General features: G+C 39.0%; 23 protein-coding genes and 1 pseudogene. 13 read left to right on the plus strand and 11 right to left on the minus strand.

Features of this window, described 5'->3' with window-relative positions; genetic code table 11:
• Nucleotides 1-25: 25 nt before the first annotated feature.
• A complete protein-coding gene (locus L1999_RS03610) occupies nt 26-1,135 on the minus strand; it encodes an FAD-dependent monooxygenase (RefSeq protein ID WP_235742284.1) in 1,110 nt (369 codons plus the stop codon).
• 241 nt (nt 1,136-1,376) lie between these two features.
• Between L1999_RS03610 and L1999_RS03615 the strand changes: the two genes are divergently transcribed.
• The gene (locus L1999_RS03615) at nt 1,377-1,700 is read left to right on the plus strand and encodes a winged helix-turn-helix transcriptional regulator (RefSeq protein WP_215041445.1); all 324 of its coding nucleotides are present in this window, start codon (nt 1,377-1,379) and stop codon (nt 1,698-1,700) included.
• A 216-nt stretch (nt 1,701-1,916) separates the two neighbouring features.
• On the opposite strand, the gene L1999_RS03620 is transcribed toward L1999_RS03615, so the two are convergent.
• On the minus strand, nt 1,917-2,885 hold the full coding sequence (locus L1999_RS03620; RefSeq protein ID WP_235742285.1) for an NAD(P)-dependent alcohol dehydrogenase: 969 nt from the start codon (nt 2,883-2,885) through the stop codon (nt 1,917-1,919).
• A gap of 246 nt (nt 2,886-3,131) precedes the next feature.
• On the opposite strand from L1999_RS03620, the gene L1999_RS03625 reads away from it, so the two are divergent.
• Complete coding sequence (locus L1999_RS03625; RefSeq protein ID WP_235742286.1) at nt 3,132-3,569, plus strand: SRPBCC family protein; 438 nt, start codon at nt 3,132-3,134, stop codon at nt 3,567-3,569.
• Between the two features lie 220 nt (nt 3,570-3,789).
• Here L1999_RS03625 and L1999_RS29745 read toward each other — a convergent pair whose 3' ends face one another.
• The 4 genes and pseudogenes from L1999_RS29745 to L1999_RS03635 form a co-directional block, all read right to left on the minus strand.
• Nucleotides 3,790-4,173 carry a hypothetical protein gene (locus L1999_RS29745; protein ID WP_345790877.1) on the minus strand — a complete coding sequence of 128 codons (384 nt, stop codon included), beginning with the start codon at nt 4,171-4,173 and terminating at the stop codon, nt 3,790-3,792.
• 57 nt (nt 4,174-4,230) lie between these two features.
• Nucleotides 4,231-4,329: pseudogene (locus L1999_RS29750) on the minus strand (methyltransferase domain-containing protein); the annotation flags it as partial.
• The gene (locus tag L1999_RS29755) at nt 4,317-4,556 is read right to left on the minus strand and encodes a class I SAM-dependent methyltransferase (protein WP_345790878.1); all 240 of its coding nucleotides are present in this window, start codon (nt 4,554-4,556) and stop codon (nt 4,317-4,319) included. The gene L1999_RS29755 and the pseudogene L1999_RS29750, both read right to left, overlap by 13 nt.
• A 223-nt stretch (nt 4,557-4,779) precedes the next feature.
• On the minus strand, nt 4,780-5,376 hold the full coding sequence (locus L1999_RS03635; protein ID WP_235742287.1) for a M15 family metallopeptidase: 597 nt from the start codon (nt 5,374-5,376) through the stop codon (nt 4,780-4,782).
• 364 nt (nt 5,377-5,740) lie between these two features.
• Here L1999_RS03635 and L1999_RS03640 point away from each other — a divergent pair, with 364 nt between their 5' ends.
• From L1999_RS03640 to L1999_RS03685, 10 genes are all read left to right on the plus strand, one after another.
• On the plus strand, nt 5,741-6,973 hold the full coding sequence (locus L1999_RS03640; RefSeq protein WP_235742288.1) for an MFS transporter: 1,233 nt from the start codon (nt 5,741-5,743) through the stop codon (nt 6,971-6,973).
• Nucleotides 6,974-7,697: 724 nt separating this feature from the next.
• Entirely contained in the window at nt 7,698-8,345 is a 648-nt protein-coding gene (locus tag L1999_RS03645) for a pentapeptide repeat-containing protein (protein ID WP_235742289.1), read from the plus strand.
• A gap of 948 nt (nt 8,346-9,293) precedes the next feature.
• Nucleotides 9,294-9,755: an FMN-binding protein gene (locus L1999_RS03650; protein ID WP_235742290.1), complete on the plus strand. Its 462-nt coding sequence runs from the start codon at nt 9,294-9,296 to the stop codon at nt 9,753-9,755.
• A gap of 2 nt (nt 9,756-9,757) precedes the next feature.
• Complete coding sequence (locus tag L1999_RS03655; RefSeq protein ID WP_235742291.1) at nt 9,758-10,639, plus strand: FAD:protein FMN transferase; 882 nt, start codon at nt 9,758-9,760, stop codon at nt 10,637-10,639.
• Nucleotides 10,640-11,467, plus strand: a complete 828-nt coding sequence (locus L1999_RS03660) for an RnfABCDGE type electron transport complex subunit D (protein ID WP_235742292.1) — start codon at nt 10,640-10,642, stop codon at nt 11,465-11,467. It abuts the gene before it with no gap.
• A 56-nt stretch (nt 11,468-11,523) separates the two neighbouring features.
• On the plus strand, nt 11,524-12,195 hold the full coding sequence (locus L1999_RS03665; RefSeq protein ID WP_235742293.1) for a response regulator transcription factor: 672 nt from the start codon (nt 11,524-11,526) through the stop codon (nt 12,193-12,195).
• An 8-nt stretch (nt 12,196-12,203) separates the two neighbouring features.
• The gene (locus L1999_RS03670; protein ID WP_235742294.1) at nt 12,204-13,445 is read left to right on the plus strand and encodes a sensor histidine kinase; all 1,242 of its coding nucleotides are present in this window, start codon (nt 12,204-12,206) and stop codon (nt 13,443-13,445) included.
• Nucleotides 13,446-13,688: 243 nt separating this feature from the next.
• Nucleotides 13,689-14,114: a DMT family transporter gene (locus tag L1999_RS03675; protein ID WP_235744237.1), complete on the plus strand. Its 426-nt coding sequence runs from the start codon at nt 13,689-13,691 to the stop codon at nt 14,112-14,114.
• Between the two features lie 16 nt (nt 14,115-14,130).
• A complete protein-coding gene (locus L1999_RS03680) occupies nt 14,131-14,808 on the plus strand; it encodes a Crp/Fnr family transcriptional regulator (RefSeq protein WP_235742295.1) in 678 nt (225 codons plus the stop codon).
• Nucleotides 14,809-14,829: 21 nt separating this feature from the next.
• The gene (locus tag L1999_RS03685) at nt 14,830-15,327 is read left to right on the plus strand and encodes a DMT family transporter (protein WP_235742296.1); all 498 of its coding nucleotides are present in this window, start codon (nt 14,830-14,832) and stop codon (nt 15,325-15,327) included.
• A gap of 9 nt (nt 15,328-15,336) precedes the next feature.
• On the opposite strand, the gene L1999_RS03690 is transcribed toward L1999_RS03685, so the two are convergent.
• From L1999_RS03690 to L1999_RS03710, 5 genes are all read right to left on the minus strand, one after another.
• Nucleotides 15,337-15,501, minus strand: coding sequence for a hypothetical protein (locus L1999_RS03690; RefSeq protein ID WP_235742297.1), 165 nt, complete (start codon nt 15,499-15,501; stop codon nt 15,337-15,339).
• A 573-nt stretch (nt 15,502-16,074) separates the two neighbouring features.
• Complete coding sequence (locus L1999_RS03695; protein WP_235742299.1) at nt 16,075-16,593, minus strand: DoxX family membrane protein; 519 nt, start codon at nt 16,591-16,593, stop codon at nt 16,075-16,077.
• 173 nt (nt 16,594-16,766) lie between these two features.
• Nucleotides 16,767-17,645: a DMT family transporter gene (locus L1999_RS03700; protein ID WP_235742301.1), complete on the minus strand. Its 879-nt coding sequence runs from the start codon at nt 17,643-17,645 to the stop codon at nt 16,767-16,769.
• Between the two features lie 86 nt (nt 17,646-17,731).
• Complete coding sequence (locus L1999_RS03705; protein WP_235742302.1) at nt 17,732-18,436, minus strand: DUF421 domain-containing protein; 705 nt, start codon at nt 18,434-18,436, stop codon at nt 17,732-17,734.
• Between the two features lie 67 nt (nt 18,437-18,503).
• Entirely contained in the window at nt 18,504-19,073 is a 570-nt protein-coding gene (locus L1999_RS03710; protein ID WP_235742303.1) for an HAD hydrolase-like protein, read from the minus strand.
• Between the two features lie 141 nt (nt 19,074-19,214).
• On the opposite strand from L1999_RS03710, the gene L1999_RS03715 reads away from it, so the two are divergent.
• Entirely contained in the window at nt 19,215-20,756 is a 1,542-nt protein-coding gene (locus L1999_RS03715) for a spore germination protein (protein WP_235742305.1), read from the plus strand.
• Nucleotides 20,757-20,759: the final 3 nt, after the last annotated feature.

Here is a 20,759-nt window from a genome sequence, read left to right on the forward strand (position 1 = left end):
CCCAATCCCATGTTTTTATTATTTTTTAAACACCGTTTGACAGTGCAGGAATTTTAAAATTGTCTTGAAAGGTTTGTTCTTTTATCATTTGCTGACTTTGTAGTTTCTCTGAATCAGCACGCCGGGCGACTTCTAATTTTCTTAATTGTGCTGCACTTCGATCATTTTTGTCGAGTGCTTCCTCGATGACATCTGCTAAAGCATCCGCATCTAAAAGGGCACAATTGATTCCGAACGCACCGGTGGGACTCATTGTATGAGCAGCATCCCCCATGATCACAACCCCGTCCTTCGCCCATACCGGTGAATGACTGCTTTGTACTTTTAATAAAATAAAGTCGTTCCATGACTGAATATTTTGATGGACAGTTTCCGTTAGCTCTGGAAATGCCTCGATCACTTGCTCCATAAATGGGGCAAATGATTGCTTTTTCAAGATTGGATAGGAATCTTCTTCAATGTTCCAGCCAATCTGAATAAATCCGCCCTGCTGGGTAAACAATGCTAGCTGTTTACCGCCGACTAGGGCATTTTTAATGGTTGGCTCCCATCCTTCAGGGCTCGGAATTTTCGCCCAAAGCAAGTCATACCCATGTTTAATGGTTGAAAAAGGGATACCAGCAAGTCTTCTTACGGTCGAGAAACGGCCATCTGCGCCAACGACAATCTTACTTTTTATTGTTACTTCTTGATCGCCTTTTGTTGCTAAAAGGCCTGTAACCTCTCCATTATTATTAAAGCTTAAATCAGTCACTTTTGTCCCCATTAAGAGCTTATAATTCTGATAAGGTTCCGATTTGCGAATCAATACACTTAACAGATTCTTCTGTGGGACATGGATACCGACGTGCTCTTCTCCAGCTCCTGGTGTAACGGTTTTTATGACATGACCATGCTGCCAATATTCGATCCGTTCCATTAATAGCAGCCCAGCTTCTTGTACTTCATTATATAGATTATATTTTTTTAAAACACGTTCCCCGTCTTGATTGAGATGTTCGCCCCGAAATTCTTTGTCGATCCCTGTGTGACGTTCAAGAACGATGGTTGATATCCCTTTTTTCGCGAGCAAATATCCTAGTAGGGCGCCGCCTGGACCACCACCGACAATACAAACATCTGCTTCATGATTCATGTGTAAGGACCACCTTATTTAGTCTCGTATTATTTCTATTTATATTAACGTATCGGTAATGTACTAAAGCAATTGAACAAGAATGATAATGATAATGATGTTATGTTCCTTCGACTTAATAACTCACTTACTTTATGTAACTTATTATATTTTTGAAATTAAGTTATGTCAAATAATTTTATTACCTATTGTAATTTTATTGTGATTTGTAATATGATAATGATGAATAGGAGGGGAAACCATGAATCAACCTGAAATTTGTCCTCGATTCGAAAAAGCCATGGTGATGATGAGCCAACGCTGGACAGGTCTAGTGATTTATCAGCTGCTAACAGGGTCGAAACGCTTTTGCACACTAGAATCTTCTATGGGAATTAGTGGGAGGGTTCTTTCGGAGCGTCTAAAGGATTTAGAAAATCAAGGAATCGTTAAACGCGAGGTGTTCCCTGAGACACCAGTACGTATTGAATATTCCCTAACCGATAAAGGACTAGCCTTGGAGCCCATCATTAGAGAAATTGAGAAGTGGTCACAAGCCTGGCTGCCAATGGAATCGGAACAATAAAACAAAAAGTAGCTTTCGGATGGCGCAATGCCATCCGTTTTTTTTGTTTACATAGAAATCATATGCGATTAGGACAAGAACGGCAAGAGTGGGGTCGGCTAGTCCAAATGCAAGAAAGATTCGGTCTGGAGCGAGAGTTGAAGGGAGGTCTAGTCTAAATGAAGGAAAGATTCCAACACTACCACAAGAACCCCAAAAAATTTCGAATCATCTATTTCAAATCGTAATCACAACTTTTCCTTGCGCATGTCCTTCATCAAAATACCTAAAGGCATCCCTCACTTCGCTCAACTTATAACATCTATCAATAACTGGCTTTACCTTGCCAGCTTCAACAAGCTCTTTCATATAGATCAAATCCTCTTGGTTCGCCCTTTGTAAAAAGCTGCCCATTTTCTTACTTCCAGTCATAGAAATCCAAGGTCCAAGGGCAAGGGCTTGAAACATTTGAGAACCGGAACCGCCGACATGAACAAACATACCATTGGGCTTCAAAGCACGCTTATAAGCAGAAAGTGGAAGACCTCCGTTAACACCAAGAATCAGGTCAAAACGCTCTGTTTTTTCAGTAAAGCTCTCTTTGGTATAGTCAAGACAACGATCTGCCCCAATTGACTCCAGAATAGCTAAATTTCTCGGACTGCACACACCCGTTACCTCAGCACCAAGTGCTTTCGCAATCTGTACAGCAAACGTTCCGACACCGCCAGAGGCACCATTAATCAGTACCTTCTGACCGGACTGAAGTTTGCCTTTATCTCGCAGACTCTGCAACGCTGTAACCCCCGCCATTGGTACTGCGGCAGCCTCTTCAAAGGATAAATTACCAGGTTTTAATGCTAAGGCATTTTCAGGAACAGATACATATTCGGCAAATCCAGCCCACCCGCATCCGGAAAGGTCACCAAACACTTCATCTCCTGATTGAAATTGCTTTACCTCTTTGCCAACAGCTTCAACCTGACCCGCAATATCACCTCCAGGAATCGTGTATTTTGGTTTCAATAGACCAAAGGCAAATCGGGCTAAGAACGGTTCACCTTTTAAAAGAACCAAGTTTCCATAATTCAAGGATGCTGCCTGAATTTTTACTAGTACTTGATTCTCCTTAGGCTCAGGTTTTTCCACTTCTTTTAATTGAAGAACATCTGGCGGGCCATATCTGTCATAAACAATAGCTTTCATCGTTTCTCCTCCTAAATTCCTATGAATGTTTAGCTAAACTCTTCAATATCTAATAATTATCGTTAAAGGAACTATAAAAGAACTACTATTAGATTTTTCCTCACTCTGAAGAAGGGTGGAGAAGAAACGCAGCGAATTAAATAAGTGACCTAATATTTGAGGTGTCAAGTTATGCTGACACCAAGTATAAATCACTCTTAAAAGTACGAGGATATAAGGATATGAACAGAAAATGAGGGATATGAAGTGAGGAATCTTACAAAATTCACTATAAAAACGCCAGCAAATGAAGTATTTGAAGCCTTCGTAGATCCATCCAAAATCGGTAACTTTTGGTTCTCATCGAGTTCGGAAAGGTGGGAACAAGGTAAGATCATTACTGTGAAGTATAAAGAGTACAATGCCCAATTGGAAATAGCCGTGTTGGAAATTCAAACCAATAAGAAGATCGTATTCCAGTGGGGGGCCAATGGAGAAGGGCACGTTGTCACAATTACTTTAAAAGAGGTGGAACCCTCAAATACGATCATTGAAATTGTGGAAGAGGGGTTCCATGAAAACGATGCCGATTTCGTCAATCAACTATTAGATAATAAAGAAGGCTGGGTCTTTATGTTAAGCTGCTTAAAAGGGTACCTGGAATATGGGGTTACTGGATTAAGAGGCGGGTTAGTGAAAGAGTAATATGGGTGATAATAGAAGGGGAAGTCTTGAAAAAGGTTTCCCTTCTTTAGTCATGCTCGTTTTTATTCTCCAATCCAAAACTACCCCAGATTTCTCTACAGACCAATAATGGCTGTTTTATGTCGTTATATTTAATAAACCAATACATACAGGCTATTTTTACGATGACTTGTATGTATTGGTTTATTTCTGTGTTAAAAGCGCCCATGTTTTGCTTTCCTTATTCTTTATATCCCATGACCCGAATCCTTTTATAATCACCAATCCAGCTGCCGTCCTTAAACAGAACCTCTTTTAAATTGGTTTCCACCTTTGCGATCAGGCAGTCCTTTTTACTTTCAGGAACGCCTGCTAACATGCCGCCACAGAACATATCGATCCAGTTTTTAATGGCAGATTTCCCCTCTAATGGAGTTGGCCGGTCAAAGTGATGTGCAAAAGTTACTCTGAACCCGGCTTGTTCCATTAAGGACGAGTATTCAGCAATACTTGGAAAAAACCAAGGAAAACTTTCTAGGTCAAAAGTGAAACCTTCTGCCTCAATTTGATGAATCACTCCATCCGATATAGCCTGAACGTTACCCTTGCCGCCAAATTCAGCCACAAATCTTCCGCCTTGTTTTAAGCTATTATAAATACAAGTTAGTGCTGGTTGTGGTTGTTTGATCCAATGAAGTGCAGCGTTGGAAAATACAGCATCAAATTCATGTTGAAATGCTAACTCTGTTGCATCTTGAACGAGGAACTCTAAGATGGGTATTTACTTCTGGCTTGCTCAATCATTTTCGCGGATTTATCCACTCCGGTAATCTCTGCACCAAAACCAGCTAACTTTCTTGCTAAATCACCTGTTCCACAGCCAAGATCAAGGATTTTTTCTCCCTTTCTCGGAGCTAATAACTCAATTAAACTTTCTCCAAACATCGATACAAATGAATGTTTAGAATCGTATAAATTGGCATTCCATGAGTCCATTATTTTTTCCATCTAAATCGCTCCTTTAAAATGAACTGTATATTCCTTTGATTCGATTATAATGGAGTAGTTAAATAATGGATATTAACAAAAAATAAAGAATTTAATAACGAACTGTTATTGATCGTCTGAAGAGCTTTTTCTGACTTGATTCAGTTTGCAATTACTAAACAAATTAGTTTCTAAAAACACAAAGCACCGCAGGAGCGCGGTGCCATAAGTAACTATTATATTCTTAATCTTTGTCGACATCTGCTGTTAGCGATGTGCCGGCAGGTCTCTCGCCATTCTGTAAATCAGCAATGGTCAGGCCGAAATTCATTTCTAAATGGGGGTAATCTTTAAAGCCCTTCCAGTCACCGCCCCAGTCAAATCCTAAAGCCTTTGCCATTTGAACGACTTCAGTCCAGTCTGCCACTCCATTTTCATTTCGATCATATTGCCTATCCCAAAGTACATCACCTGAAGGGGTCTCTAATGCAAAGTCAATCGCTAGCCCAAAATTATGATAGGACTCTCCTCCTTTAGCGTTTGTAACAATATTCCCCCCGGTTGAACGGCCTTGTTGATAAAGTTTGTCTTGATCCCCCGCACTACGAAAACCATCTGTAATCACGACTTCAATTCCTTTTTTAGCGGCTTGCTGGATTAATTGATCGCTCCGTTCTTTTACAACTGGATTAAGTTCTGTAGGTAAGGGTACCGACTGATTTTTTTTCAAGTCCGTAGAGGATTTAGAATCCAAATAGAATAGGATGAAGACCAGAACTAGAGTGATAGTAAACAATACACTTCCTATCCGTTTTAGCTTCAAAATGACTAGTCCTTTCATAAAAGTTATTTCATTATAATAAGATGAGAATCATCTAAGTGTTGTTTCCTATATTTCGGTTCACTTTAGGATAACGTTGGTTCCTTTATTATAGCTTAAAAAATGATAGAAATAAGTAATTTAGGGGGATTATGCGGAAATATACAAAGAACACGCGGATAAATGTCGAAATAACGCAGTAACAATTAGAAATCCCACGAAAGAAACCAATCCTTAGTGGAATATTAGATTGATAGTCGGAATTTCTAGAAAGAAAATCGTCATGGAATAAGTTATGTTTGCTTAGGGACTTAAATAGGAAGACTGGCAAGAAAAGGGGTATAATAGACGCTATAAAATTGTCGTAATTTTTGAGAAAAAGGGCGTGAATTTGATTTTGCTTTCATCAGGTGATTCACTTTTTAAACAGCCGGCTTTTAGGAACTATTGGGTATCAAGGATTTTAGCATCGACCTCATTCCAAATGCTGTCCGTTGCAATCGGATGGCAAATGTATGATTTGACTCATGATGCTTTCAGTTTAGGATTAGTCGGACTTGCTCAGTTCATACCGATGGTACTACTAACATTTGTTGTTGGTCAGATTGCCGACAACTATGACCGTCGAAAAATAGTTTTCATCTGCCTAACGATTGAAGCTGTTATTGCTGGATTGCTTCTATATGGAAATATTGGCGGCTGGCTAGGTCGTGAAGCGATATTGGCGGCAGCTGCTGTTCTTGGGGCTTGTCGAGCGTTTGAAGGTCCCACCTCAGCTGCGTTATTGCCGCAATTGGTGCCCAAAAAAATCCTGCAGCAAGCCATTTCATTAAGTACTACTGCTGGACAGACATCCCAAATCTTAGGCCCCATGATCGGTGGTTTACTTTTTTCATTAGGGGCTTCCTATGTTTACAGTACGGCAACAGTTGCGTTGCTTGTGGGAGCTGTTCTTACATATATGATTCGTGCTGAACATGAATTCATCCGAAAATCTGAGCCGGTTTCATTACGGTCCATTTTCTTAGGATTGGAATTTATCTATCGTCATCCGGTTATCTTAGGGACGATCTCGCTTGACTTGTTTGCCGTCCTGCTAGGCGGAGCTACCGCGCTTTTACCGATTTATGCACAGGACATTTTGCATACAGGTCCATGGGGATTGGGATTAATGCGGACTGCTCCGGCAGTTGGTGCGTTAGTAGTGTCGCTTGTGCTTGCCTATTATCCGCTTAAAAATAATATCGGTTTAAAGCTGTTTGGAGCACTTGCAGTGTTTGGTTTGGCAACGATGCTTTTTGCTCTTTCAAGCAACTTAATCGTTTCGTTGTTTGCGTTACTGCTGATTGGTGGTTCGGATGTCATCAGTGTGGTGATAAGATCCTCACTGGTACAGCTGCAAACACCAGATGAAATGCGAGGCCGCGTGAATGCGGTAAACTCGCTATTTATTGGGACGTCTAATCAACTTGGTGAGTTTGAATCAGGAACCTTAGCGGGTCTGATTGGAACAGTACCTGCGGCTTTTATTGGTGGAGTTGGAACGATTATTGTTGCGGGATTATGGATGTATTTGTTCCCTTCGTTGAGAAAGATTCGATCATTATCAGAGAGTTAACACTTTTAGGATAGATGTGATTTTATAACGGTTTCCGTTTCATATCCACATTAGACAGGCAATAGTAAAGATTAACTAATTGCATCGCATTTGCGGTGCTTTTTGTTTAAGTGCTAAAATGATGAGCTGTCAATTTTAAATTTTAGGAAGAGGATTCGTTATAGGGGATCTTCATTTACCGTAACGGGTCAAAATTCACCTCACTGGGCAATGAAAGGATCTTCATTTACCGTAACAGGTCAAAATTTACCTCATCGGGCAAAGAAAGGGAACTTCATTTACCAAAACAGGTCAAAATTCACCTCACGGGGCAATGAAAGGGAACTTCATTTACCGAAACAGGTCAAAATTCACCTCACGGGGCAATGAAAGGGCTCTTCATTTACCATAACAAGGCAAAATTCACTCCACCGGGCAATGAAAGGGCTCTTCATTTACCGTAACAGGTCAAAATTTACCTCATCGGGCAAAGAAAGGGAACTTCATTTACCGAAACAGGTCAAAATTCACCTCACAGGGCAAAGAAAGGGAACTTCATTTACCGTAACAAGGCAAAATTCACTCCACCGGGCAAAGAAAGGGAACTTCATTTACCGTAACAGGGCAAAATTCATCTCATCGGGCAATGAAATAATGGCACAATTTTTCTCATAATAAAAGACCTATCATCAGTAGCTTCCATATGATAGAGTTACCTAATAATAACTAAGTTAAGGGTGATAGTATGAGTAAAGGGCTTAAAATTGAATCTCCCAAAATAGCAACAAACTTAAGTACGGCTCAATTCCATGATGTTTATAATGAAGAAGATCCGCAATTAATCAACTGTATGGTGACAGGTTCTCGAGCAGATGAGGTTGAAATTAATAAACTGATACTTTCGGGAGTTGTCTTTAAAAATGTAACGTTCCTTAATGCTAAGCTGCATAGGATTGATATGACAGATGTAGTCTTTGAAAACTGTGATCTCTCCAATGTTAGATTCAGTGAAGGAATCATCCATCGCGTCTCCTTTAAGGATTGCAAATTAATGGGAGTGGATTTTTCTGACGCTAATCTGGGAAATGTAACGTTTGACAATTGTTTGGCTAATTTCAGTGAGTTTGTTGAATCTAGTTTAAAACAGGTGGCCTTTCAGCAAAGCTCCTTACAGAGTGCCAACTTTTATGATAGCAAACTTACTAAAGTGAAAGTGACTGAATGCGACCTTAATGATGCTCATTTTGAACAAACATTGTTGAAAGGGATTGACATTAGTACCTGTCGATTTGAAAAATTAAATGTGTCGATTGAGAGTCTGGCTGGGTGTGAAGTCTCACCGGAACAGGCAATCGGATTTGCTTCTTTGATGGGATTAAAGGTAAAACAATAAGCTTTTTAGAACGATGCATCCATAATACGGAGCATCGTTTTTTTTTTGCAGTTTTTTTGATTGTAATAATAATTTTTTCATTGAGAATTAAAAAATACGAGTCCAGCCTTGATATAAAATGTATATTCCTAAACCGGTATAGATGATAACCAGCAAGAAGCTAATCCAATATTTCTTAGTTTCAGAACTAATCGGGTTACGGTAGTGCATGGGGACAAAAAATTCACCGATATGATCAAACAACCTTATGTAAACCCAATAAAGTGAATAGGAGTCCCAATAATCCCAGCCATTTTTAAATCTAATAAACCCTGCAAAGTCCTTAAGAAGAACTTCAATCGAAAAAACCAAGGTAAGTGTCATAAAGAAAAATGGAAAGGTTCTCCGTTTTGGTCTAAACCTTATAATAAATAATGCCAAGAAGCTAAAGCTGATCGCAACTACGGGCAGTACCAGTGGGAGAGGGAGGACAAATCGGTAAAAATCCATCATGTAAAATATAAGGCACAAACAAGAGGAAATAATTAAACTAATAATCAGTACGAGTCCATAACGAAAGATATTTTTTCTTACAGTAAAAAAACAGCCTAAACCGTTACATATAAGGGCGAGAAATAAAATTATATAGTTTAAGGTTATTTGTCTCATTTAAATAACGCCTACCTAATAGGGAATACTATATTAGTCTTGTTCATTGATCGATATTCATACCTCCTGGTTAAAATAAAAATGTTGAGCGTGAGGACATATTGTTCATTTTGCTGCTGTTGTGGCAGCGATTATTTTTTTCAGTATCTCCCTTTTTCAACGTATTAGTTAAAAAGGCTTGGTTCGTAATCAAGCCTCTTTTATTTTAGAAAAAACATAGTTTCTAAGAAAATTCTAATATTGCAGAGCTACACTATTCTTGTGTAAAAGTTATAAAACAGCAATAGGAGGATTTGTGAAATGAATAAAATGAACAAAAAGTGGATTGCCCTTTGTTCTACGGCTATTACAGCAGTATACGCAGCGGGATATTATACAACCGATACACAGGCTGCTAATAACCAGCCTATTCAACATATTGCTACAAATGTCCAAACAAATAACCAAACCTTAAATAATACAAAAAGCAGCAGCAAAGAAGTTAATAAACTCTACAAAGATGGAACCTTCACGGGTACTGGCATGAATCGACGCGGAACCATAGCTGTCCAAGTTAATATTAAGAATGATCAAATTACTGCTGTTGAGATTAGTGATTTTGCCATGCATTATTCGGAAAGTGATGTTGTAGGCCTGCCAAACGAAGTCTTGCAGAAACAAAGTGCCCAGGTAAACAATGTTTCAGGTGCCACTTATAGTACCCAGGCTTTTGAAGATGCTGTGCAGGATGCTCTTAACCAAGCACATAACGAGGTAGGGTAACCATGAGAAAAACAAAATTATATATGGATACCTTTGTTGATATACAGGTTGTTGCAAAGGGGGCAAAGGAAGAGGCTGAAGTCAGGATTGAACGGGCATTTAACGCCTTTTACAAAGTGGAACAAGCCTGCAGTCGTTTTACCTCTTCAAGTGAAATAATGCAGGCTTCTCGTACGGTTGGCACTCCAATTAAAATCAGCCCATTTTTGTTTAAACCGCTTCACTTTGCAATCGAAATGGCAAGGTTGACGGATGGATTATTTGATCCGACTGTGGGAAAAGCGATGGAGCAGCAAGGGTTTAACCGCCATTATTTAACAGGAGGCCTAACCGAAAGTCCATCAGCGGCTTCTGTTTCCTACCAGGATATTATCCTAAATGAACAAACTAGCACCCTAACTTTAAAAAAGCCTTTAGTCATTGATTTAGGAGCTGTTGCTAAGGGATTTGCAATTGACTTGGCTTCACACGAACTCGAGGACTTTGAGGGATTTGTAGTCAACGCCGGCGGTGATCTGTATGCAGGCGGACTTAATGAACACGGACAGTCGTGGAAAGTCGGTATCCAGCATCCTTATCAAAAAGGACAAGTGATTGACACCATAGAGATTTCAAATGAAGCAATCTGCACATCTGGAAGCTATGAACGTAGGTATCCAGCAAAATCAGATTTTCATCATTTAATGAACCCTAAAACAAATCAATCACCCAATGAATGGATCAGTGCCAGTATTATTGCCCCGTTTGCCATGATGGCAGACGCTTTTTCAACCGCCTCTTTTCTATATGGCAGAGACAAAGCGAAAGGGTTTATTGAAGAGACAAATCTAAAAGGAATGCTGGTAACACCTGAATTACAAATTATTAGAGCAGGAGGGATTTAAGTGAAAGCTAATAAATGGTTAAAAACACCAAAAGGCTATGTCATCATTATCATGGTTGTTTATTTAGTCATTGCATCGATTGGGGCAAATACAATATTGGGTTTGGTAAATAGTCTAATCGCTGTTATTGTATCTTTTGTAGTTGACCGAATTTATTGTAAAGTGACAAATCGAAAGAGCAGCAAAGATGCTACGGTGATAACAGCCTTAATTATTTCTTTGGTGTTAAGTGTAACTACGCCTTGGTTCATGGTCGCTGGAACAGCTCTTATCGCTATTTTGTCTAAGCATCTGTTGGTATATAAGAAGAAACCAATTTTTAATCCAGCGGCGTTTGGATTATTTATTTCAATTATTATCTTTCATACAGAACAAAGCTGGTGGGGAGCTTTTGGGGATCTTCAATGGTGGACGATAATCTTCCTGTTGATTGGCGGCTATCTCGTAACGGACCGGGTTAATAAATACCCGCAAGTCTTTTCTTTTTTGGGGACCTTTTTTGTGTTGCTATTTCTGATGGGCTGTTTGAATATCGGGAGTGCGGCGGATGCCCTAAGACCGCCATTTATTAATGCTGCTCTATTTTTTGGCTTTTTTATGCTCACAGACCCGCCTACATCGCCTGCTAAATATAATAAGCAGGTTAAGTTCGGTGTTCTTTCAGCAATTTCAGGAATTATTATTTATGCCATTTTTGGTGGATTAACCTATTTGTTTGTTGGGCTATTTATAGGGAATCTTTATAGTTATTATCAAAAACGCTCCTCTTCAAAAAGGGTAGGAGGTAGAAATCAGGAGAAACCATACTATAGGGCGATTAGTAAGTAGGCGGAAAAGTTGGGGAAGACTAATTTTTATGGTGTAAAAGGAAGTGGCGGGGAACAATGCGGATATTGGTCGTAGAAGATGACTTACCTTTAAGAAGAATCATTTCAACTATTTTAAAAGAAGAACAATATGAAGTGGATCAAGCTGAAAATGGGGAAGATGGCTATTTCATGGCTTCATCAACTGAATACGATTTAATTACACTTGATATTATGCTTCCGAAAATGGATGGCTTTACCTTAATAAGACAGCTGCGGAGCGAAGGATTTCAAACACCTACCTTGTTTCTTTCGGCTAAGGATCGGATTGAGGACCGAGTAAAGGGACTCGATTTTGGGGCGGACGATTATATTGTTAAACCCTTTGCAACAGAAGAGTTTTTAGCGAGAGTTAGGTCGCTCCTTCGCCGCACAGGGAAGATGGGATTAGAGGGGAAAATTGCATACGGCCCCATTCTCTTAGACACGAATCAGCATGAAGGATTTATCCAGCAAGAAGTTTTAAAGTTAACGATTAAGGAATATGAATTACTTTTTTATTTGATTCAAAATAAAGAACAAATACTCACAAGGGACCAAATTTTTCAAAGAGTATGGGGAATTGAATCAGAAACAACAGAAGCAATTGTTGATTTGTATATCCACTATCTACGAAAGAAGTTAGCTCCTTTTGGTTATGAGCCATTCATTCGCACTGTCCGTGGTGTGGGATATATGTTAAAGGAGTAGTGGGCTCAATGTTTAAAAAAACAAAACTCAGGCTTGTTGTTCTAAACGCACTTGTCTTTTTTATCCTCCAGAATACTTTTGGGGCTCTGATTTACCTATATATGCACTATAGTTTGTATCAACAAGTAGATAACAATCTTTTAGAAAAGAAGGATCATTTACTCCATGAGAAGGAGAAAATTGGGGAGGAGTTTAACCAGGAGCGAGAGGAGAATCATCGACTTATCTATTTATTATGGGAGAAAGACCTTAAACTAAGAAAGACCATTCCCAGCAATTCGTTTACTAAAAAAGATACTGAACGCTTTTCAAAGTTGTTAAATAAGGAAGGGCTTCAAACTTTTTCGATTGGTTCGAACTCCTATCGTTTCATCAACCTCTCTGTTTCAAATAATAAAAACTATCCATCTGTTGAAAAAATACAAGTGATTTATAACCTTAAACGTGAAAAGGAAATGTTATCTCATTTACTTATGGTTATTGGTTTTGGCTCGTTGATCAGTGTATTTATTGCTATTCTTGCGGGAATTTACCTTGCTAGAAAAGCCTTAATTCCCATTAAGCTTTCTTGGGAGAAGCAGCAGCAATTTGTTGCAGATGCTTCTCATGAATTGCGGACCCCGCTATCTGTTATGAAGCTCAATTTAGAGCACTTATTTCGCCATCCTGACCATAGTATCGAAGAGGAAAGTGACATCATCCATCAAGCTATACAAGAAATTAACTACTTGTCAAAGATGACCTCCGATTTATTGACCTTAGCTCGTTCGGACTCCAGCGAACAGCTATTAAGAGCAGAACCCATCCATTTAGACGATATTTTAGACAAAGTAGTGAAGGAATTTAGTATGCTAGCTGCCGTAAAAAGGATTGGGTTAACGGCTGATATTCAGCCTATCGAGATGACTGGTGATAGAGAGAGACTAAAACAATTGTTTATCATTCTATTAGACAATGCACTAAAATATACGAAAGAAAATGGAGCGATTTCCGTTAAAACTAGCAGTAAGAGTTCCCGTGTTTTTATAGAAATTTCCGATACAGGGATCGGTATTTCGAGTGAAGACCTTCCGCACATCTTTAATCGTTACTATCGTGGAGATAAGTCGAGGACTCGCCACTTGGAAGGATCTGGATTAGGGCTTTCTATCGCTCAATGGATTGTTCAATCCCATTCAGGCAAGATTCGGATTACTAGTAATGAAGGGGAAGGGACCCATGTTTTTATCAGCCTTCCCTCTAAAAATTAAGAACCGATTGAAGAGATGGGAATTCCTTCTCTTCTTTTATTTTGTGGCAGGGTTTGTTTAGAAATAAAAAGAATTTCCTTAACGATCTAATTTTTCTCTAATAGTCACAAAATAGAATTTCATGATGAATATTAATTCCTCCTGGTTAAAATAAAAATGTTGAACTTGAGGACATATGTCCTATCTTGAACACGAAGAAATATCTTTTAATAAAGGTAAATCTAGTTTAGGGAGAGATACATGATGAAAGGATTCCTATTTGCCGTTTTCGGGGGAGCTTTTATTACACTGCAAGGGGTAGCGAATACACGGATTAGTGATGGTATAGGGACCTGGCAGGCAGCGACGATTACCCAGTTTACCGGTTTTATAGTGGCACTCGTGATTACTTTTTTCGTCCGAGAAAATAAATGGCAGGGATTCAAGCGGGTAAATCCTTTATATTTATCTGGAGGTGCGTTTGCAGCAATTGTTATTTTTGGTAACGTCACATCGATCCAAAGAATTGGAGTGACCATGTCCATTTCTGCCTTATTGATTGCCCAGTTAACGTTAACTTTTATTATTGATAGTAATGGCTGGTTTGGGCTAGTAAAACAACAGATGAGACTGCCGCAATTTATCGGGATTGGCTTGATGATTGCCGGTGTAGTCATACTTCGTTTTTAATGGAGGTCGAAGAGTTGTGAGGGAAATCATAGATGGAGGGAAGTTGGATACTTATATCCAGATGCATCATATGGATAGGATATTCACGGAACAGCTCCTACAACATATAACTCTGTATTGCTTTGATAAAGGGGAGTTAATTTGCTCTCAAGGTGATCCAGCGCAGTATTTATATATTCTAGTTGAAGGGAAAATCAAAATCTATACTAATTCTGCTGAAGGTAAAACCCTTATCCTTTCGTTTAAAACGCCGCTTGAGGTGATTGGGGATCTGGAATACGTACAGAGTATTGATTTTATCAATACCGTTGAAGCGGTATCGCCGGTTATGATGATCGGTGTTCAGCACCGCTGGCTGAAGCAATTTGGTCATGACCATGCACCATTGCTCAATTTTTTATTAGAGATTATTACGAAAAAATTTCATCTTAAAAATAAATCAATGAGTTTTAATATTATGTACCCTGTGGAAGTCCGGCTGGCGAGTTACCTTTTATCTATCTCGTTTGAAGAATCGGAGCTGGTTACCAGCATAAAAGACGCAGCAAACTTAATTGGAACAAGTTATCGTCACTTAAATCGGGTGATTACTCAGTTTTGTAATGAAGGCCTGATTGAGCGGCATAGAGGCTTTATTCTTGTAAAGGATATAGAGGGATTAAGAAAGCTTGCTGGGGACAATATTTACGAATAAGGTTGAGGGAGTGAAGCTTAAATGATAGTAGGATTTATGTTTGCATTGATCGCGGGTTCGTTAGTTAGTTTGCAAAATATATTTAACAGTAAGGTCAATGAACGGGCAGGTTCATGGGCGACAACTACGCTTGTGTTAGGGCTTGGATTTTTGGCATCCTTGATAATGGGGCTGATTTTTGAAGGGGGAGAATTGTTTCATTTACAAGGGATGAAGCCCTGGTACTGGGTGAGCGGAGTCATTGGGGTAGGAGTGGTTACTTGTATTGTTCAAGGAATAAAACGGCTCGGACCGACAGTTGCTATATCGATCGCCTTAATCTCGCAGCTTGCGTTCGCATTATGGTGGGATTCCATGGGTTTTATGGGATTGGAAAAGGTGCCTTTTACTTTTAAGCATTTGCTTGGTGTCCTGGTGATTGTGGCGGGAATTGTCGTATTTAAGTTTGGCGGCAGACATGAGAGTCGTAAAGTGTCCAGGATTATTCAAAATGGGTCAGAGCATTTAGGTAGAAACTAAAGCAACCTTTTACGGCTGCTTTATGTTTTGTTGCTCTGTTGATGTTGATTGCAAAGAGGAACGTTCTAAGGCTTCGGTTATTTTCTCTTTGGTGATTTCGATATTTTCTTCGGTACGGGTATTCCAAATACTATACTTCATTTGATTTCCCCCGCCATCGTTTTCGTTTTTCATCAGGAAATTCACCTCCATTCTTATCGTTTCTAGAAGGAGGTGAAAATATTTATGCAGCCTAAGGAAATCTACGTCCATTTCTTTGGATAAAGGGTATTGACTCACGGATGAAGGGGATTTTTGCTTAGAAAAGGGGTGTTTAGTCTCGGATGAAGGAAATTTACTTCCGAGAAGAGAGTTTTAGATTAAAGTAAACGCTACGAGTTAAATTTTTGATAAAGCGATGCGATCCAAAGAGAAGCTAGAAATCTATCAAGAGCGCATCATAAAAATAATTGAAAATCAATTGGCCAAAAAATTACTGGGATCTTGAACTGCAGTACCTAACTCGTCATCCCGTCCCCTCTAGTACCGGCTCCACCTACGCCAAATACCATGATAGCCACACATGCTATCCCCACTAATAGATAGTATACCCATTTTTTATTAACAAACTGTGTCTTATTTGTTATAAGCATATTAATTCTCTATTAAAGTAGTATTAAATCTAAAATAGTTTATCAGTTGATTTAATAAGCATTAAAATAAAAAAGACGGTTCGGAATCCTGAACCGTCTTTTCATTATGTTGTCTTTACACTGTGGCTTTAGGTTTTTCAGCACCAGCATTTTTGTTAGCCATTTTTCTAACGAAAGGAACAACCCAACGGTCTAAACCAATTTTACCAGCGTTATAGCCTGCGGTTAAGATGATAAAGCCTAAGAAAATGTCTCTAGGGTTATGAGATACTGTTCCTGCTAAGAAGAAAGAGAAGTTCATCACTAGACCAAAGAACATCGCCGTTGTTGTTAAGCAGCCTAAGATTAAGCCTAAACCGATTAATGTTTCACCCCAAGGAACGATTACATTAAAGATATCAACGTTTGGTAATGCAAAGTGTTTTAGGAAGTCTACATACCAGCCAAATACGACAGCGCCGTCTGGGCCTTTTACGGGGTTGGCGATCGCTCCTTTTAAAAATCCAGAAGCATCGAATCCGCCGCTCGTTAATTTTCCAATCCCTGCAGAGATCCAAGAGTAGCCAAGATATACACGCAAAACAGTTAAGATCACTGCTGAAATTTTATTTTCTCTTAAAAATTTGTTAAACATAAATGATTCCACCCTTCAAATTTTGTTTTCTCTTTATGGTTCTACTATATTCTTTTTTCACTTAAAAAACATGGCAATAGGGATTAGTTCAAAGTTTGTTCGAAATGTTATGGCAGAAATTTGACAATCAGGAAGGGCATCATATTAGTGAGAATACAAAATCAAAACTCCCACTACGGGGTGGCAGTGGGAGTCTTGATTTTATATTCTAGTTTTTCACTTAATAAGGTCGAGCCGAGGATAAGGATTCCGCCTATGATTTGAATGACAGTCATGCTTTCACCTATGAAAATGGCAGAGATTATAACAGCGGAAATTGGGTCGATATAACTTAGAACTGCAATGGTGGAACCCTTTAGTTCTTGAATCGAGGTAAAATATAAAAAATAAGCCAATCCTGTATGGACAATACCAAGGATCAGGATAAAGAGAAATGAAGTAGCTTTTAGCCCTGTAAAAGTAAGATCCCCGTGCCACCATACATATGGCAATAGCACAATGGCTGCTGCCATTAATTGGACTAAGGTAATTTCAAAACCTGATAGGTTTTGAATAAATTTATTCATTAAGATAACGCTGGCATATAGGGCTGCTGCCAGCAGACCATATAAGATGCCAAGGGTCTGATTTTGCCCTTCTCCCCCTGGATTAACAATTAAAAACAGGCCGATCATTGCGGCGATAATGCAGCCAATCTTTCCGCTTGTCAGTTTTTCCTTCAGAACCCATGGAGCCAGGATCATCACAAAGATAGGAGCAAAGTAATAGCTGATCGTAGCGTTTGAAATGGTTGTGTACCGATAAGATTCAAATAAGAAAATCCAATTGAGGCCGATTGCTCCTCCTGATAGTAAGAGGAGGAGTGCATTTGCTTTTAATGCTTTGAATGATGGCTTATGTTTGACTAAAAAACTAGCTGCAAGCAGGAACAGGCTCCCGATTACTCCTCTTAAAAACGCAATTTCACTGGATGACATCTCAATATTTTTTACAAAGACCCCAATGCTTCCAAAGATGAGCATGGTCGTGATAAGTCTCATTTTTCCTTTCATGTCTAGCCCCCCTAGTATAGTTAATCGAATCATAAAATACGTGTTTTCACAACCGTTTTTTGGTGGGCTTTAAAAAAAAGAGCAGCTCATCTGTTTGTTGATGGCTGCAGATTGTCTTGATATAAATCAATATACAAGTTTCCTTTTGTGGTGACGACGGCATAGGAGACTTTAGAAACCACGGTATTTCTGTTTTGGAGTTCTGCCTTGAGCCATTCTTCAGTGTAGGGGGAGTTAGAGAGGTTATCCGATAATACTTTACCATCCATTATTAACTCTACTGGAATCTTGTACGGCGTCGGCTTTATATTTAAATCTCTTCGGGTGAGACTCTGATATTCTGCTTTTTTTAAAACTGACAGGGAGCCATTTACCTCTAAAATAGCCCACTCGACTTCATCGATCGTAAAGATATCTTTACCCCGTAATGCTTGTTTTAGAATATCAATGGAAAACCCCACTTTTTGTAATGATTCTTCTAGGATTTTCCCCTTTTGTATGAGCGTGACGGGTTTTCCAGCAATCCGTTCTCGAAAGCGCTGACTTTTGACAGAGAGGATATTTAAGGTAAAAATAATGGTCCCCATCATGACAAACGAAAGGATAAAGTACAGAAAGCTGATTTTATAATTAAAGGTTAAATTTCCTGCTATGGTACCCATGGTAATGGTAGCAATAAACAAATGATAGGTTTTTTGAAAAATGGTTCGTTTTCCGAGAATATGTACAAAAATCCATAAAATGACAAAAGCCGTAATTGTCCTCATGATAATAACTAAAAACACTGACATACGTTTCTCCCAAACGATGATTTGTTTGGGATAGTTTGTTCTTTTGAACGAGATTTATTCTTTTCTTCTATAACTGATTAAGGACCTTTGAAATAAACTCTGAATAATTTTCAATATGATAATCCGCGGTGATCACAGGATTTTGAAACGCAACCGTTTTAATGTTTAAACGACGGGCTGGGATTAAATCTAAATCGCGGTCACCGACAACCAAATCAATATGATTATTTTTTAAGACGTACTCATAGGAAGCCGTATGCGGCTTTCTAGTAAATCCTTGTTCTTCAACTGAGACAATCTCTTCAAAGTATTTTAATAAATTGAATTTTTCCAGCAGCATCAGGGTGGATTCCTTTTCACGGTGTGTGACAATAAAATTCCGATCGACTGAATCCAAAACCTCCTCAATATGATCAAAAGGCTGACTGTTTACAGAGTGTATATTGTACAACCGCTGATATTCTCCCCTCAGGTCTTCCGAAATACCATAATGCTTAAAGGCAGTTTTTGAATCCTTTTTCAACCACCGTAATACTTCGGCTCGATCTAGGTCCTGCTTGCTAAGACTTACAAACCCCTCCACCAGTGCCGGATAAGTATCAAAAAGGGTACCGTCAAAATCCCAGAGTAAATTCATTTTTATCCCTCAATTCTTAAAAGTTTTCACTTTCCTTATCCTATAGAAAAATCAGACTATATTCAATTATTCCAAACCTTTCCTTACATACATAAAGACCCCTAAAGTTGGAAAACTATTTTAAAATGGGGGTGGTTCATAATGAAAAAGACAATTTTGAAAATGCTTCTGAAAAAATTAAATTCTGAACCACAGTTTGACGAACAATCTAATCAAAAGGTAATGGATCTAAAGAAAAGGGATATAAGCAAGAATTATGAACATAATTTGGATACGTTTAAAACCCTCTTCAGCTATCCGAAAAATACAGATGTTAAGGTACGTGAATTAAGGGTCAGAGCCCTTGACCGCCGTGCCTTTATTATCTATATAAGTACAATGGTTGATGTCGAAAATATTCAGGAAGGCATTATCGAAAAATTACTCAAAAGCAATCAGCCTACAAGGAATATCGAGGATATCGTCTCCTATCCCATTCTAAAAACCTCGACCATCATCGGAGAAATTACCGAGTATATTACAGGTGGCATAGCTGCACTGTTTATTGATGGTGATCAGGACTGCTATTTGTTTGAAACGACCAAAACGCGCGGACGTGGAATAGAAACGTCGCAAAATGAGGTAATTGTTAAAGGGGCAAAGGAAGCCTTTAATGAAAAGGTAATTGATAATATAGCGCTAATTCGAAAAAAGATTAAGAATGAGAATTTGATTATAGAGTCTCAAGTTGTATCGAAACGGTCAAGGAATGATGTCTTTCTTGTTTATCAGAAAGATTTAGTGAATGAAGAACTGCTCAAGAACATAAAGGAAAAATTAGCCGGACTGGATACCGATAAAATCCTCGATTTAAGTATATTAGAGCAATATCTTGAAGAGCGGCCCAGATCACTATTTCCAACGCTATTGTATACAGAACGTCCTGACCGGGCAGCCTCCTTCATTGAAGAGGGGCATATTATCGTATTGATGTCGAACTCGCCCAGCTGTTTAGTGCTGCCAGCTACTTTTTGGGCAATCATCCATTCCCCGGAAGATCATTACCTAAGGACGCCTTATGGTAATTTCATTCGTATTTTGCGGTTAATGGCGATGTTTGTCGCTGCATTCGCCTCATCCTTTTATATTGCCATAACCAATTATCATGTTGGGATGATTCCGCCGGATTTATTGATGGCGATTGCAGGGACAAGAGAACGCGTTCCTTTTCCATCGATTATCGAAATTTTGATGATGGAAATTGCCTTTGAACTCATTCGGGAGGCCGGGTTACGAGTCCCGTCTCCAATTGGTCCTACAATAGGTATTGTTGGTGCTTTAGTTTTAGGACAAGCGGCCGTTCAGGCAAATGTGATTAGTCCGATTGTTATCATCGTCATTGCCTTGAGCGGCTTAAGTTCATTTATTATTAGTGATACCAGTCTTAATTTTGCCATCCGAATCAGCCGCTTTTTATTTATTTTTACTGCCGGGACTATGGGGATCTTCGGGGCAACATCATTATTTATTTTAGGATTGTTTTATCTAGTTTCGTTAAAATCCTTTGGTACCCCATACTTTGCGCCGATGACCCCGCACTTCTTTTCATCTAAGGATTTAATTATCCGGCATGTTCCGTTTAAAGAAAGGCTTCGCCCTGGTTATTTAAAACCAAAGGATATGGTTAGACAAAGAAAGGGATAACAT

The sequence above is a fragment of the Neobacillus drentensis genome (genome assembly GCF_021560175.1).
GTDB classification, from domain to species: domain Bacteria; phylum Bacillota; class Bacilli; order Bacillales; family Cytobacillaceae; genus Neobacillus; species Neobacillus drentensis_A.

Bases quoted from the DNA above. Each gene is read 5' to 3' on its own strand.
- L1999_RS03670 (WP_235742294.1), top strand. From the start codon at position 12,204: ATGTTTAAAAAAACAAAACTCAGGCTTGTTGTTCTAAACGCACTTGTC.
- L1999_RS03655 (WP_235742291.1), top strand. From the start codon at position 9,758: ATGAGAAAAACAAAATTATATATGGATACCTTTGTTGATATACAGGTT.
- L1999_RS03650 (WP_235742290.1), top strand. From the start codon at position 9,294: ATGAATAAAATGAACAAAAAGTGGATTGCCCTTTGTTCTACGGCTATT.
- L1999_RS03675 (WP_235744237.1), top strand. From the start codon at position 13,689: ATGAAAGGATTCCTATTTGCCGTTTTCGGGGGAGCTTTTATTACACTG.
- L1999_RS03685 (WP_235742296.1), top strand. From the start codon at position 14,830: ATGATAGTAGGATTTATGTTTGCATTGATCGCGGGTTCGTTAGTTAGT.
- L1999_RS03635 (WP_235742287.1), bottom strand. From the start codon at position 5,376: ATGAAAGGACTAGTCATTTTGAAGCTAAAACGGATAGGAAGTGTATTG.
- L1999_RS03700 (WP_235742301.1), bottom strand. From the start codon at position 17,645: ATGAAAGGAAAAATGAGACTTATCACGACCATGCTCATCTTTGGAAGC.
- L1999_RS03615 (WP_215041445.1), top strand. From the start codon at position 1,377: ATGAATCAACCTGAAATTTGTCCTCGATTCGAAAAAGCCATGGTGATG.
- L1999_RS03705 (WP_235742302.1), bottom strand. From the start codon at position 18,436: ATGTCAGTGTTTTTAGTTATTATCATGAGGACAATTACGGCTTTTGTC.
- L1999_RS03695 (WP_235742299.1), bottom strand. From the start codon at position 16,593: ATGTTTAACAAATTTTTAAGAGAAAATAAAATTTCAGCAGTGATCTTA.
- L1999_RS03645 (WP_235742289.1), top strand. From the start codon at position 7,698: ATGAGTAAAGGGCTTAAAATTGAATCTCCCAAAATAGCAACAAACTTA.
- L1999_RS29755 (WP_345790878.1), bottom strand. From the start codon at position 4,556: ATGGAAAAAATAATGGACTCATGGAATGCCAATTTATACGATTCTAAA.
- L1999_RS03715 (WP_235742305.1), top strand. From the start codon at position 19,215: ATGAAAAAGACAATTTTGAAAATGCTTCTGAAAAAATTAAATTCTGAA.
- L1999_RS03665 (WP_235742293.1), top strand. From the start codon at position 11,524: ATGCGGATATTGGTCGTAGAAGATGACTTACCTTTAAGAAGAATCATT.
- L1999_RS03610 (WP_235742284.1), bottom strand. From the start codon at position 1,135: ATGAATCATGAAGCAGATGTTTGTATTGTCGGTGGTGGTCCAGGCGGC.
- L1999_RS03620 (WP_235742285.1), bottom strand. From the start codon at position 2,885: ATGAAAGCTATTGTTTATGACAGATATGGCCCGCCAGATGTTCTTCAA.
- L1999_RS03690 (WP_235742297.1), bottom strand. From the start codon at position 15,501: ATGAAAAACGAAAACGATGGCGGGGGAAATCAAATGAAGTATAGTATT.
- L1999_RS03710 (WP_235742303.1), bottom strand. From the start codon at position 19,073: ATGAATTTACTCTGGGATTTTGACGGTACCCTTTTTGATACTTATCCG.